The organism is Niallia sp. 01092 (assembly GCF_052318935.1).
Classification (GTDB): Bacteria; Bacillota; Bacilli; order Bacillales; family Cytobacillaceae; genus Niallia.
The window spans coordinates 98,263-110,769 of the sequence record NZ_JBQRKO010000018.1; the positions used below are offsets into that span (position 1 = coordinate 98,263).

Genomic DNA, 12,507 nt, shown 5'->3' on the forward strand with positions numbered 1-12,507 from the left:
AGGGATAGATAGTAACATGCAACCTACATTTAGTATTTTGGATCAAAGTATTATTGGTCACGGTGATACAGCAAGTGAAGCTTTATCTCAAACGATCTCGCTTGCCAAATTAGCGGAGTCTTTAGGGTATCATCGGTTTTGGGTGGCGGAGCATCATGATACAAATGAAGTGGCGGGTACTTCTCCTGAAGTTTTAATTGCTTATATTCTAGCTGTCACGAGCAACATTCGCGTAGCATCTGGGGGCGTGATGCTTCAGCACTATAGTCCTTATAAAGTCGCAGAAAATTTCGGAGTGCTAGCAAACCTTGCACCAGGCCGTGTTGATTTAGGAGTTGGGCGCTCACCAGGTGGTTTGCCGAGAGCAACGAAGGCACTGCAAGGGATAAACGCTGAAAAGAATGAATCTCTTTTTGAAAAAACGCAGCAGTTAAAGGATTTTTTATATGATACTTTATCTACTGACGATCCTTTATCAGGAGTAAAAGCTTACCCCCGACCAACAACAAAAATACCGTTGTATCAGTTGGGTGCCAGTGTTTCAAGTGCAGTGTCTGCTGCAGAGTTAGGTTTGGCTTACGTGTTCGCTCAATTTGTAAATGGAGATCCGGATACATTAGATGAAGCAATACGAGCATACCAAGAGAAGTATGAAGAGAAATGGCATAAAAAAGGATCGCTTTCGCTTGCAGTTACGGTTGTGGTGGCAGATACTGAAGAGGAGGCGGAACGACTCGCAAGTGAATTAGAGACAGTGAAGCTTCACTTTGAAAATGGCAAAGTTCTAACGATTAGTAATTTGAAAAACGCAGAAGCATATCGTGCGGAAACAGATGAGTCCTTTACGATTGAATTAGTAGAGGCGAAGCACGTGATTAAAGGAACGAAGGCGCAAGTTGCGGAGAAAATTCGTGCGCTTGCGACAAAATATGATGTAACGGAATTTATTATTCATACTCCTTTAAAAAATTATGAGAAAAGACGTTATTCTTATGCGCAATTAGCAGATGCTTTTTCATTAGGGCATTTTTCGCAAGTATAAGGTATCATTAACGTATTAAAGGAGGAACAATTATGACATTAACGTATCGCGTCGCTACTTTGGAAGATGCAAAAAGCTTGTTATCGTTGTCGCACAGATCATATGAGCCGATTCGTAAACTCGGCTTACCTTTTCCAGCAGCAACGGCAAGTTTATCATTTGTAGAAGAAAATATTACGAAAAACACAACTTATATCGCAGAAAAAGACGGGAATATCGTCGCAACGGTTACATTAAAGTTTCCGTGGAATGATCCGAATGTCCCGTTTAGTTATCCATATTTTTGGTGGTTAGCGGTCGATCCAGATTACAAAAATCAAGGGATTGCTGCTACTGTTTTAACGTATATAGAAGAAACAATCGCAAGAGATACGCTGAAAGCCCCAGGAATAACATGTAATACGTCGGAGGATCATCCTTGGTTAATCGACTTGTATTTGCGGAGAGGATACGAACGAGTTGGCAAATTGTATTACGGTGAAAATGGTGAAGGCACGTATATGAGAAAAATCCTGAATCCGCATTTAGTGAAGGAAAAGGATGAAGATTTAAATTTCGTGATTTCTTATCGGTAAGGAAAAAGGTAATGCTCAAGTCGTGGGTATTGCCTTTTTGGATGGGATTACTCTAGGTCGCAGGGACACCCCGAAACACCTCAAAGTTTGTCTATTATTAACAGATAGAGTACCCGCATAAGAAAAAGCATATATAAAAACAAGTATAGAAGCAGTGGATTTCGCAAGTGAAATCTCACTAGTTTTCGCATTTTATCAGGTGAAATGGTGTAAAGTTTTTAAAACTAAATGGAGTAATTCAAGCAACAAAAATATATACTTTATGAATTGCCTAATAATTGTACTTACCGATAGAGATTTTTATCTGTCGTTCTTTTTTTTAAAATTTTGATAGGATTGAATCATAAAAAACGTATTACTAATCAGTTACTGAATAATCAAGGAAGGAGGAGGGACCGAGTTGCGTGTTTTAGAAGAAAATGTTGTGCAACATATAAAGTTAAAAAATGAAGAGAGTATTAATTTTGTACTCCAAACATATGGAGGGCTGCTTAATGCTATTATTCGAAAATATCTTCAAGGAAATCAGCAGGACATCGAGGAATGTTTGGCTGATGTATTAGTTTCCATTTGGTTTCATATTCATTCATTTGACCCTGCTAAAAATGAATTTAAGCAGTGGATTGCCGCTATTGCTAAGTATAGAGCGATTGATTATGTCCGAAAGGCTGAAAAAGAAAAGAAATATGCAAGTAAATTTGAATGGGAAGATAAAATATCAGGTCAATCGGTTTTAGAACCATGTATGTTCGATATGGAAAGCATGTTAAATGAACTATCTGATGTGGAGCGGACTATTTTTGAAAAATATTATGTAGAGGGTGTACCTTCCAGAGAAATTGCCACTCATTTTCAAGGTAAGGAATCCTGGGTACATAATAAGCTATCTAGAGGAAGAAAGAAATTAAAAAGCATATTATTAAAAAATGAGGTGTAATGGTATGTCTATTTATAAAGAGCTTAATAATGTCAATTTAGATGTAAGTGAATTTGAGGAAATACCACTGTCAAAAAATGAACAAAAAAGAGTGTTAAAGCAAGTAAAAAATAAACTTTCTTTAAGAAAACCGAAGAAAAAGTGGATGAGAGCAGGTGTTGCGACTGCCGCTGTTTGTGTGCTTAGCTTATCGCTGACAATTAATAAAGAAACGATCGCAAGCGTGCCATTTATAGGCGAAGTGATTGAAAAATATATCAATTCAAATGAAGATCTTAATTATTCATCCTATAAAACCGCTATTGGGGAAACGGCTGAAAATGAACTCGGTAAATTAACTTTAAATGAAGTAATGTTGGATGACCGACAATTATTTTTAAGTTCCACATTCGAACCAGCAGACAATGTAGACTTTGACTATCAGACAAGTATTACCCCAAAAGTAAAGATCAACGGCAAGGATTATATGTTCACAACAGGAGGACAGTCTATTGAGATAAATAATACAATGTTTACGATTTATAACGATATTGATTTAAAGCAAGACATTGACACAGAAGATGTTAAAATTGAAATCAGCTATGACAATTGGAATTTTGACAAAGTGATTGAACAGCCTTGGACTTTTCATGTTGAAGTTTCACAGGCAAAGATATTAGCAGAGAAAAAAACGTTTGAAATGAATAAACCAATAAAGTTAAGTAATGGAGAAACGGTTATCATTCAAAAAGTAGTGACAACGCCAATTTCAACAACTGTTTATTATGATTTATCACAAAGTAAGAGTGAAGATATTTATTTTAACATCCAATCTGAGGAAGGAAAGGAAGAGGGACATAGGTCAGGTTTTACTTCTAATGATGTAGGTGCTGTGTCGGTCGTACGTTTTAATGGACTTTCACTTAAAGATAACAACTATTATTTAGTTCCTTTTGATTCTAACGGTAACAAGCTGAGCGAAGTATCTATTCCAATTAAGTAAATGATGAAGGCTATTGTATTTTATACCGTAGCCGAGGAAGAGAAAACTGTTATGATAATTAGGATTCTTTATATCAGAAGAGATGGGCAGAATTTATTATAATATGAGTGCCTGAACCCGGTGCGGTAACACTTTAATAAGTTAATGTACTGGGACAGGCACTAGATTAAGGCACCCAATGGGTAGCTCTTTTTTCTTAAATCTCGTTAAAAACCTCTCTCATGAATATGTTAATAAGTGGAGCATTGAATGGATCTTCCACTTAAATCCTGAATACACATCCACGTTCGATACATTTGTTTTTCTAGGATGAAGGTGGATTCTGTTCTTAGGAGTTCCTGGCCGTTTTTAAAAACAATGATGGAGTGGTATTCTCTTGGTGTGGGTTTCGTTGGTTTTTGGATATGTTTTACATGGTGGTAGAAAATCCAACAGCAGTTAATCTGGCTTGGCGACTTGGTTGGGAAGGCGTAAATCTGCTTTGCTTCATCGATAGGAATAGGTAGTTTGTGTTTGGCTCCAAGGAGGTAGATGACATATACTCTGCGGCCTCTGTAGTCAGAGCCGCCTCTAATTGCTGCTTTTTGGATCAACTGCAGAGCTGTCTTTTTTACATACAGTTTTCGGTTTGTTTCGATTACGATTGTGTCGTATGCATGGTGGAACGCGGGAATTAGTGCCATTGTTTTTTCATTAATTTCATAATCGGATAAACTAGCGCTCATTGAATCATGCTCCTTTGTTTTATTTAATTTTTTCTTGTTGATATTTGTAGAATGTATGCCTGAAATGGATGGCGATCTTGAGGTGTAGTAAGTCCGTATAGATTCTCAGTTTTGAAAATTCAGAAAATAAAAGATGGATTAGTCCTCATTGTCATCTGATTTTTTCTTTCTTTTTAGTAAACTTTCAATAGGATCCAGCCGAAGTTCTATGCATAAAACAATAATCGTCAGAAAATATGGATTTGCTTGTCCCCGTTCAATTTTTCCTAAGTGGTTTGGTGTAATATTCACCCTTTCTGCAAGCTTTGTCAACGATAAATTTCTTTTCTTTCTAGCTGATCTCAGTGGATCCCCTGTGAATACATATTTTTTCACTATATCCTCCTCCTTTACCAATATTATCTAATGATAAAGTCATAATTTCTACATTCTAGTGGATTGAAATTGTTGACAATTTGTGAACAATTATACAAAACAGGTCTTGAGACATAGTGATTTATTCTTAGTCAACCGTTGTCCCGATTTTAAGCAGAGAATTTTCTCGGTTTCTTGCAGTTTCTTGAGGGTTTTTTGGTTGTTGGCAGGGAGTTTTGGCTTTTTTCAGTACATTGATGGTACCTAGTAATAACAAGAAAAGCGCTTTTCTAGAAGGATAAGACAATGGAACTTGTTAGTTTTGAAAGTTTAGTAGAACAGTATACTCCGATAAGAAAAAAACTTCACCCTGCTCATGAAAGTCTTCTTTTCGTTTATTATGTTGCATATAGTGTAAAAAGGATAGAATCACAATCAAAGTGAACATTTCGCCATTTTCATTCTAGAGATGCTGCCATATGTGGATTTATTTTATGGGGTTGAAAAATGGTTAATTATTTAGGAAAGGATGTGTAGCAGCTAAATGGATTTAAATAAATTTATAAAAATATATCAAGAATTTTTACATGAATGTGAGCAAAAGGGATATATGAACGAGGTTCTAATTGAAGAATTTGGAAATTATCTCGTATCGATCAAAAATATGGATGGCATAGAAGTACAATTCTTTATTGAGTTGGATGTAGAAAATTCTGTGCAGCTTTATGATACAACTTATCAAACTAGGCTGAAGTATGGCGTGATAAGGAAAAAAGGTGAAGAAGAATCATTTTCGAAAAAAGTATTAGAGGCATTCCACCAGTGTTGGGCAAAACATTCACCGAAACGGAAATCGATCTTTATTCTTGGCTCTGTTAAACGATAAGGTTGTTTATAGGAAGGGAATCTGCGAGACTCCTGCGGAAAAACAGGCTGACAAGACCCCGAAGTGAGGTACGAACGAGGAGGCTTGCCAGTCTTTAAAACACTCCAAAATCAAAATCAGACAGACATTGTCTTCTTTTGCAGGGCATCAGAAAGGGCGCTGTAGGCGACAATCTTTCTTTTATATTGTTTAACGATATCTACACGGTCATTGTAGCGGAACACTAATACTATTATGTTTTTTCTGCCTTGTTTTGTGTTGATCATGATTGGAGTTCCGCCATTCTCAGGATGTAAATAGACATCTTCATTATAGCCTTTAAAGATCATATATTTTTCTAAAAAGGAAGCTTCGTTAAAGGAGTGGATCAGATTCCTTTTTTCTTCGCCTTTCAACTGTTTTCCATCAATGCTTATCGTACAATTTTCTTCGGTTAGTGTAGCATGTATGGCATATTTGCGGAGCAGCTTCTCCACAATACCTGTTGGTAGGCAGGTCATTAATACTTTAATTATGCATACAATCATGGTTGCAATAAAAACCGTCCAAGTCATTTTTCTTCATCCCCTATGATATATTAACATGTTATTAATATATCATAGGGGATGATACAGTAACAGGGATTTTACTAATTTTTGGTTACAGTGATGCCCAAAAATGCCTCAGAATTTGTTGAACATTAACAGCAACTTGATAAAATAAGTCTACTTTGTCTATAAGTATATTTTTTGCAAGAAAAAAAGGCTTTATATACAAGATTTCCATAATTTGTATATAAAGCCTTTTTTAAATACTTCTGTAAAAAGTCGATTTGTCACAAAAGCTCTTTCATTTCCTTCGTTAGCTCATTAAACCTCTTATCTAATTCTGCATACCTCTTGTCATTTGGCGTCATAAAGCTAAGTTATTAATTGGTTTCGTTATTTCTTTTTTATAAAATAAAAAGCAGTAATCGCTAGATATATAACTAGTGTTATGCTGGTGATGATTATTTTGGTTGTCATAATAACACCAACCAAAATGGCTAATAGGAAAATAATCGCGATAAGTGTCGTGATTGGAAATTTTCTTTTTTCCGTACTATGCTGTTTTATCCTTGATTTAAAATGAGCAGAAGCAATGATTAACCAAATGAAAAGAACAGTATATCCTAATGAACCCATTAAGTAATTAAATGTATTTTCCCCTGCAATAATAGAAATAAGTACACCGATATAAAGGGAAGAAGTACATAGTAAAATGGCATACGTTGGTACTTTTCTTATCGATAGTTTGCTGAATATCTTTGCAATGCTGCCATCTATTGCTTGTGTGTAAATAACGCGAGACGATGCATACAAACCTGAATTCATGGATGAAATAAGTGCTAATAAGATAACACCATTCATGATGTCAGCAGCGTAAGGAATGCCTAATAAATGAAAGACCGTAACAAATGGGCTTTCTGCTGCCTTATTTACTTGATTCCAAGGAATAAGGCTGACAATGATAAAAAATGGCAGTAGATAGAAAGTAACGATGCGTGTTAATGTACCGCGGGCAGCTTTCGGTATGACCTTTTCAGGGTTTTTCGTTTCTCCTAATGTCACGCCAATTAATTCTGTTCCACCATAAGAATAAATAACCACTAACATAGCTGTAACTAAACCGCCTATTCCATTAGGGAAGAAACCACCATGTTTGGTTAAATTAGATACACCAACTGCTTCATGGCTGCCGGTAGTAACAAACATTAAAAATAAACCTGCAATAATAAAAATAATAATGACACTGATTTTAAGAAGAGCTAGCCAATACTCTGTTTCTGCAAATATTTTTACAGATAATAAATTTACTACTGTAACAGCAACGGAAATAATTAAAGCCAATGCCCAAATAGGGTACTGTGGAAACCAGTATTGTAAAAAGATAGCAGCAACGATCGCTTCTGCAGCAATGTTTAATACCCACATTTTCCAATAAATCCAGTCTAAGAAATAAGCTGGGTACGATCCAATAGCAGGTTTGATCAGATCATGAAATGTTCTTGCTTGTCTATTTTTAATTGTCATATCAGAGATGCCCTGCATAATAAATAGCAAGATGAGGCCACCTAAGAGATAGGCAATTAATACAGCAGGACCAGCCATATCGACTGCTACACTGCTCCCTTTAAATAATCCTGCTCCGATTGCGCCGCCCAATGCCATCATCATAATATGTCGTGTTGTCATGGTACGGTTTAATGATTTGTTTTGTTCTGTACTCATTTTTTTCTCCTTCCAAATAAGAAAAGCGCAGGCGCCTTGCTCAGCCCCGAAGAAAAATGTTCATTTGACTCGAAAAGTGCTTTTTACTTTTAGATGCAAAGGGGTATTTTTCACAGGGGATAGGCGCCGGAGCTAGACATTCATCTAACTTCAGATATAAATTCTGATATTAAAATAAAAAAACACCGTCTCTTATCTTATATATAAATATATAAGATAAGAGACGATGAGATTTGACTTACCGCGGTACCACTCTTATTAATTCTAACGTATTAGAATTCAGCTTTGCTAGTACATGTAATTGTACTAAAACCTAGTAACGAAGGTTAATCGTTAAAGTAGTAAAAGATAAACAAAGCCTTTTATTTATCTTTTACTACTTTACCGCTCCTGAACAAGTTCAAAGTGTCATTGGACTGCGTTTCACCATCCCGCAGCTCTCTAAACCTAATGAATCAATCTTTTACTACTCCCACTCAACGCGTATCAATTATAATATTAAAATAATATTTTATTTATTGAGCCTTGTCAAGGTCACAGTTAACAAAAGGGTAAGGAAGTCTCTAACAAGAGAACAATCTTACCCTTAAGCTGCTTTAGCATCTATTTTTTTAAAGGTTGTTTTCCAAAATTTTGTTGTTTATAGTTGCGAAGAGACATGGTGGAATTGGCAGAACCAAGGGTAACGGTTGGAAAGCAACCATTCCAGATGGGAAAAAACATAGCTATACTGTCAGAGCAATGAATAAAGGTTCAGGTGGTAGAAGTAAGGCATACTATAAAGTTAGCCATACTAAATGGGGATCCTTTGATAGATATGGTAACATGATTAATGATAAAAGACGCACCCATGTAAATCAATCTAGAAAATCGTATAAGCAAATTAAACACATTCTTAGAGGAAGGAGATAAAATATTGGAACAGCGCGTTTTAAATGACTTTTGGGGTTGTGTATTAAGCGAGATACAATTTGATGTGTTAAATCACAAAATAACTTTAAAGCTAAAGGATGATAATATAATTAATGAAATTATATTTAAAGGAGTAGCAGCTTTTTTCTTCTTAAATGAAGAAGGAGAAAATCGTTTTTCATTTGGTGAATATGGAGGGTATTTAGAGTTAACCGAAATTAGTTATTTACCTAAAGGCATTGGAAAATTAGCTCTTGTGGATGTTAAAGAAGATAAAGAATGGGCACAAAACCAATATGCTAATGCTAATTTTTATATTTTAATTTGGAATTCCTCTCTATTTATTGAAGCAACAACAATAATAATAAATAATATTAAATATGACCTAAAAAAAATTAATACTAATTTCTCAGATGAGAATATGGGAAATACGGTTTCTAGCTTTAAAAAGTTTATAGAAAAATTTAATAAATAAAAAAAGGGCTGTCCGATAAGCTCCTAAAAAGTAAAAACAGCTAAAGAAAATTGATCCATTTTTCTTTTGTAGTTTTTTCATGAAAGTACCGAGGCGAATGCCTGCTACTTTCAGTAGATTGTGTGCTAATGCCACAGGAGGATATATAAATGGGTAAAACAGTTACTTTTTCAGTTGGTACAAAATATAAAGATTCAATGGAAACAGAAACATTCACTTTTGAGAAATTAGGTATTGACGAGGCTATGGATGATACAAAAGTAAAGAAAGTAATAGACGAGATTTTTCAAGCTTGGGTTTGGGATAAACTTAATGTTTCTTATAGTATAGTTATAGTGGAGAAAAACGCACAGAGTACAGATGATATTCAGTAACAAAAGAGAAAGTACTTATTTGATTAACGGGTGCCCATTACTTGAACAAGGCATCAAAAAATGATCATACCTTTGTAAACCAATATTTACATTGAATACATGTAAATAATGTGAGAATCATTGATATTCCAATAGTTCTCACATCGAAGTTAAGATAAACGCGGATTTACAACGCTTAGGAAATTACAATATCAAAAAGCCAAATTTCTCAGTATTAAAATTGAGAAATTTGGCTTTTTCGTTAATACAGAAAAGCGCTCGATTGCGGAATATGGCAAACCAAAACCTACTATTTCTGGACAAGCCAACGCGGTGATGTGACAAGCATTGTAGATAACACAGGAGTAGAAGTAGGTTCCTATACTTATGATGCATTCGGGAATGTCTTAAGTGAAGGTGGAACGATTGAGAAAGAGAATTCGATTCGGTATGCTAGTTATTATTATGACCAAGAAACGAAACATTATTTTTAAAAAGCTAGGTACTATGATCCAGCGAATGGTGATTTCCTAGCGTTAGACCCGCGAATAATTTTAAGAAGATGTCCTTAAATGCTCGTTATTCATATCACAAATACCAAGCAAATGGATGGAAAAGGTTGCCTGGATATGCCGAAGTGGGAAAATATAAGAACGGGTCAAAACTTTACCTTCCTAGAATAAGAAAAAATTATAGAAAATATGATGCTGCCGCATATAGTAAGGGGAAAAAAGGTAAAGAGCGTTATGTAGTACACCAAGGAAGATTTGATAAGAAGAGAATCTACTATTCGTCAACTAATTATAATTCATGGAAACGTATAAAGTGAGGTGGAATGAATGAAGTGGGTTGAGCTTACTGACCGAGAAGAAATAAAACTTTGGAAGAGTATCAATAAAAAATTAGGAGTAAATTATAAATATCGTGAATTTCATATTACTAACCCTACTATTCGGTGTCAAAAATATAAAATGATTCTTCCCCAAAATTTTGAAGCAATAGATAATTTTATAGAAGAGTATGAATCTATTATAAAACGTTTATTTTTACAGTTGACAGCACCAGACGAAAATATTTATGCATTAGAATTAAATAGCTCATGCTATCAATTGAACATGTATTCTAGTAACACATATGAAGGGGAAGAAGAATGGGTCGTACCTGTATATCTTGATGGAGAATTTTATATTTTCATTTCTAGTGAGATGGATTGGGGGATTGTTATTCATCCTGAGGAGCAATTTTTTGCATTTTTTGGTTCTCGTTTGATTGAGCAACTAGAACCTCTAGGATTAGTTCCTACCTATCTACAATTAATCAACGAGGAAATTAAATAATTCCCTTTCTTTTACCAAAACAAATAAGTTGCTCACAGGGATCCCCTTCTATGGTTTGATTTTTTTCGAAAAACAAATTTATAATCATTTCACATGAAAAATTGGAGAAGAAGTACTCAGCAGACTGAATACACGTAGACTCCTGTGGGAATACGAGAAAGACGAGATTTAAGCAGAGCGAATGCGACGAGGAGGCTCGACGCTCGCCCACCGGAAAGCTAAGTGTATTCAGTCTGCGGGTTAAATAACAACAATCTATACGAAAACAGTCTTTTCTAAATATTATTTGTCAATTCTCCAAACGCCTCTTTGAGATATAAATTAAATTGGTCTAAGGTATTTGTTATATCGTAATGACGACTTTTAATACTTCCGCCTTTTGCAGTTATTTCATCAATCTTCACACGTTTAAAATTATAAACATCTTCTTTCCAAACATTTATTTGTGTAAGCTCTAAATCTAAGATTAACGATCCGTGTCCAACTACTGTGAATTCTAGACGATTGGAATCGAAACTAATGAAAATATGATCTGTTGCTCTTGCTATTTCTGATAATTCTTCTTCCAAATTTTTTATTATTTGCTTAAAATCTAAAAAAGCATTCTTGATTGCAGATTCATCTCTATAGATATTTTTTAAATTTAATACTAAATTACGAGAAGCCGACATATATATCCCCCTTTTTCTATGACTAATCCAATAAAAGGATAAATTTACTTCTGCTCTTATAAAACGGTTGATCATTCTCCCGTTTTACACTGTTCGCTTTATCTTTTTTCTTCACTATTTTCATTATGATTAAAAACAAGCAATCCAGCTCTTGTTAATTCATCCATATGAATTTCAGATAACTCTTCTAACAAACCCATTCCATATGCGGTCAATCTTATAAAAATACTGCGTTTGTCCTCCGGGTTTGGGAAACGGCTTACTAAATTCAGGTCCTCACACCGTCTGATAAGTTCCACACATGCATGAGACGTGATTTGCAAGCGCTCTGCAAGTTCTTTTGGCGTTGCGTACTCACGATCGGGAAATCCCATTATTGATAGCATAAGCTGATGATGCTGAGGGGTAAGCCCCTTTGCCCTTGCTGCATCCTCGCTGAATCGAATAAATTTGCGAATTCGATATCGAAAGAAAGCAAGTTGCTCATAAACCTCTTTAGGTAAGTTTTCCTTTTTCATGTCCAGTTCCTTTCGAATAACTAAATATTCCTAACTTCTAAATATCCTGCACTTTTTTATGTTAACTTATCTAACATTATATAATAATTTAAGTCGTAATACGATATATATTTTTTGCAAATTTAATAATATTTTGAACTCAAGTCCTGACCCCGGTATGATATACTTTTTTGAATGTTAATCAAACGTTTGTTTAAGAAATGGTCAATCCCGTTACTGGATAACGGAACAATCCGTTATATAAAGGGCCAACCATAACAAAAAATAAGGGAGAAAGTTATAATAAAACTTATTGTAACAATTTTCTGGATAAAAATGGAGAGGTTAATAGGTGTTTAGGAATATTCATAGAATGATAGCAGTACTTAGTAGTTTTTAAAATAGGCTATGTTAAAGCTCATTGTTGATTTTGGCACGATGTTGATTGGAGTGGAAGGCGTGAGACTCCTGCGGGAAAAGCGAGTCAGAGGGAGACCCCACAGGTGCACAGC

Annotated in this window: 16 protein-coding genes, 1 pseudogene and 1 other annotated feature; of the genes and pseudogenes, 10 read left to right on the forward strand and 7 right to left on the reverse strand. The window is 35.0% G+C overall.

Features of this window, described 5'->3' with window-relative positions; translation table 11 throughout:
• Positions 1-16 precede the first annotated feature (16 nt).
• The 4 genes from ACTXGU_RS16605 to ACTXGU_RS16620 all read left to right on the forward strand — a co-directional run bounded on the left by ACTXGU_RS16605 (position 17) and on the right by ACTXGU_RS16620 (position 3,536).
• The gene (locus ACTXGU_RS16605; RefSeq protein WP_443482647.1) at positions 17-1,042 is read left to right on the forward strand and encodes an LLM class flavin-dependent oxidoreductase; all 1,026 of its coding nucleotides are present in this window, start codon (positions 17-19) and stop codon (positions 1,040-1,042) included.
• Between the two features lie 32 nt (positions 1,043-1,074).
• Positions 1,075-1,617, forward strand: coding sequence for a GNAT family N-acetyltransferase (locus ACTXGU_RS16610; RefSeq protein ID WP_443482648.1), 543 nt, complete (start codon positions 1,075-1,077; stop codon positions 1,615-1,617).
• A 400-nt stretch (positions 1,618-2,017) separates the two neighbouring features.
• Positions 2,018-2,554: a sigma-70 family RNA polymerase sigma factor gene (locus ACTXGU_RS16615; RefSeq protein WP_443482649.1), complete on the forward strand. Its 537-nt coding sequence runs from the start codon at positions 2,018-2,020 to the stop codon at positions 2,552-2,554.
• A 4-nt stretch (positions 2,555-2,558) separates the two neighbouring features.
• Positions 2,559-3,536: a DUF4179 domain-containing protein gene (locus ACTXGU_RS16620; protein WP_443482650.1), complete on the forward strand. Its 978-nt coding sequence runs from the start codon at positions 2,559-2,561 to the stop codon at positions 3,534-3,536.
• 230 nt (positions 3,537-3,766) lie between these two features.
• Here the strand turns inward: ACTXGU_RS16620 and ACTXGU_RS16625 are convergent, their stop codons facing one another.
• On the reverse strand, positions 3,767-4,261 hold the full coding sequence (locus ACTXGU_RS16625; protein WP_443482651.1) for a competence protein ComK: 495 nt from the start codon (positions 4,259-4,261) through the stop codon (positions 3,767-3,769).
• 138 nt (positions 4,262-4,399) lie between these two features.
• Complete coding sequence (locus ACTXGU_RS16630; RefSeq protein WP_443482652.1) at positions 4,400-4,636, reverse strand: helix-turn-helix domain-containing protein; 237 nt, start codon at positions 4,634-4,636, stop codon at positions 4,400-4,402.
• A 285-nt stretch (positions 4,637-4,921) separates the two neighbouring features.
• On the opposite strand from ACTXGU_RS16630, the gene ACTXGU_RS16635 reads away from it, so the two are divergent.
• Together ACTXGU_RS16635 and ACTXGU_RS16640 are read left to right on the forward strand one after the other, a co-directional pair.
• Positions 4,922-5,059: a hypothetical protein gene (locus ACTXGU_RS16635; protein WP_443482653.1), complete on the forward strand. Its 138-nt coding sequence runs from the start codon at positions 4,922-4,924 to the stop codon at positions 5,057-5,059.
• A 100-nt stretch (positions 5,060-5,159) separates the two neighbouring features.
• Positions 5,160-5,501, forward strand: coding sequence for a hypothetical protein (locus ACTXGU_RS16640; protein ID WP_443482654.1), 342 nt, complete (start codon positions 5,160-5,162; stop codon positions 5,499-5,501).
• 116 nt (positions 5,502-5,617) lie between these two features.
• Here the strand turns inward: ACTXGU_RS16640 and ACTXGU_RS16645 are convergent, their stop codons facing one another.
• From ACTXGU_RS16645 to ACTXGU_RS16655, 3 genes and pseudogenes are all read right to left on the reverse strand, one after another.
• Positions 5,618-6,055, reverse strand: coding sequence for a YfmQ family protein (locus tag ACTXGU_RS16645; RefSeq protein WP_443482655.1), 438 nt, complete (start codon positions 6,053-6,055; stop codon positions 5,618-5,620).
• Between the two features lie 260 nt (positions 6,056-6,315).
• Positions 6,316-6,405 (reverse strand): annotated as a pseudogene (locus tag ACTXGU_RS16650) (hypothetical protein); the annotation flags it as partial.
• Between the two features lie 16 nt (positions 6,406-6,421).
• Positions 6,422-7,750, reverse strand: a complete 1,329-nt coding sequence (locus ACTXGU_RS16655; RefSeq protein WP_443482656.1) for an amino acid permease — start codon at positions 7,748-7,750, stop codon at positions 6,422-6,424.
• A gap of 216 nt (positions 7,751-7,966) precedes the next feature.
• Positions 7,967-8,239 (reverse strand) — a binding site (T-box leader).
• Positions 8,240-8,666: 427 nt separating this feature from the next.
• On the opposite strand from ACTXGU_RS16655, the gene ACTXGU_RS16660 reads away from it, so the two are divergent.
• The 4 genes from ACTXGU_RS16660 to ACTXGU_RS16675 all read left to right on the forward strand — a co-directional run bounded on the left by ACTXGU_RS16660 (position 8,667) and on the right by ACTXGU_RS16675 (position 10,827).
• A complete protein-coding gene (locus tag ACTXGU_RS16660; protein ID WP_443482657.1) occupies positions 8,667-9,137 on the forward strand; it encodes a YxiG family protein in 471 nt (156 codons plus the stop codon).
• A 149-nt stretch (positions 9,138-9,286) separates the two neighbouring features.
• Positions 9,287-9,511, forward strand: coding sequence for a hypothetical protein (locus ACTXGU_RS16665; protein WP_443482658.1), 225 nt, complete (start codon positions 9,287-9,289; stop codon positions 9,509-9,511).
• A 317-nt stretch (positions 9,512-9,828) separates the two neighbouring features.
• The gene (locus tag ACTXGU_RS16670; RefSeq protein WP_443482659.1) at positions 9,829-9,984 is read left to right on the forward strand and encodes a hypothetical protein; all 156 of its coding nucleotides are present in this window, start codon (positions 9,829-9,831) and stop codon (positions 9,982-9,984) included.
• Positions 9,985-10,329: 345 nt separating this feature from the next.
• A complete protein-coding gene (locus ACTXGU_RS16675; RefSeq protein ID WP_443482660.1) occupies positions 10,330-10,827 on the forward strand; it encodes a DUF2716 domain-containing protein in 498 nt (165 codons plus the stop codon).
• A 275-nt stretch (positions 10,828-11,102) separates the two neighbouring features.
• On the opposite strand, the gene ACTXGU_RS16680 is transcribed toward ACTXGU_RS16675, so the two are convergent.
• Positions 11,103-11,498, reverse strand: a complete 396-nt coding sequence (locus tag ACTXGU_RS16680; protein WP_443482661.1) for a hypothetical protein — start codon at positions 11,496-11,498, stop codon at positions 11,103-11,105.
• Between the two features lie 98 nt (positions 11,499-11,596).
• On the reverse strand, positions 11,597-12,016 hold the full coding sequence (locus tag ACTXGU_RS16685) for a MarR family winged helix-turn-helix transcriptional regulator (protein ID WP_443482662.1): 420 nt from the start codon (positions 12,014-12,016) through the stop codon (positions 11,597-11,599).
• Between the last annotated feature and the right edge of the window lie 491 nt (positions 12,017-12,507).

Bases quoted from the DNA above. Each gene is read 5' to 3' on its own strand.
- ACTXGU_RS16605 (WP_443482647.1), top strand. From the start codon at position 17: ATGCAACCTACATTTAGTATTTTGGATCAAAGTATTATTGGTCACGGT.
- ACTXGU_RS16610 (WP_443482648.1), top strand. From the start codon at position 1,075: ATGACATTAACGTATCGCGTCGCTACTTTGGAAGATGCAAAAAGCTTG.
- ACTXGU_RS16620 (WP_443482650.1), top strand. From the start codon at position 2,559: ATGTCTATTTATAAAGAGCTTAATAATGTCAATTTAGATGTAAGTGAA.
- ACTXGU_RS16625 (WP_443482651.1), bottom strand. From the start codon at position 4,261: ATGAGCGCTAGTTTATCCGATTATGAAATTAATGAAAAAACAATGGCA.
- ACTXGU_RS16635 (WP_443482653.1), top strand. From the start codon at position 4,922: ATGGAACTTGTTAGTTTTGAAAGTTTAGTAGAACAGTATACTCCGATA.
- ACTXGU_RS16640 (WP_443482654.1), top strand. From the start codon at position 5,160: ATGGATTTAAATAAATTTATAAAAATATATCAAGAATTTTTACATGAA.
- ACTXGU_RS16645 (WP_443482655.1), bottom strand. From the start codon at position 6,055: ATGACTTGGACGGTTTTTATTGCAACCATGATTGTATGCATAATTAAA.
- ACTXGU_RS16655 (WP_443482656.1), bottom strand. From the start codon at position 7,750: ATGAGTACAGAACAAAACAAATCATTAAACCGTACCATGACAACACGA.
- ACTXGU_RS16665 (WP_443482658.1), top strand. From the start codon at position 9,287: ATGGGTAAAACAGTTACTTTTTCAGTTGGTACAAAATATAAAGATTCA.
- ACTXGU_RS16675 (WP_443482660.1), top strand. From the start codon at position 10,330: ATGAAGTGGGTTGAGCTTACTGACCGAGAAGAAATAAAACTTTGGAAG.
- ACTXGU_RS16680 (WP_443482661.1), bottom strand. From the start codon at position 11,498: ATGTCGGCTTCTCGTAATTTAGTATTAAATTTAAAAAATATCTATAGA.
- ACTXGU_RS16685 (WP_443482662.1), bottom strand. From the start codon at position 12,016: ATGAAAAAGGAAAACTTACCTAAAGAGGTTTATGAGCAACTTGCTTTC.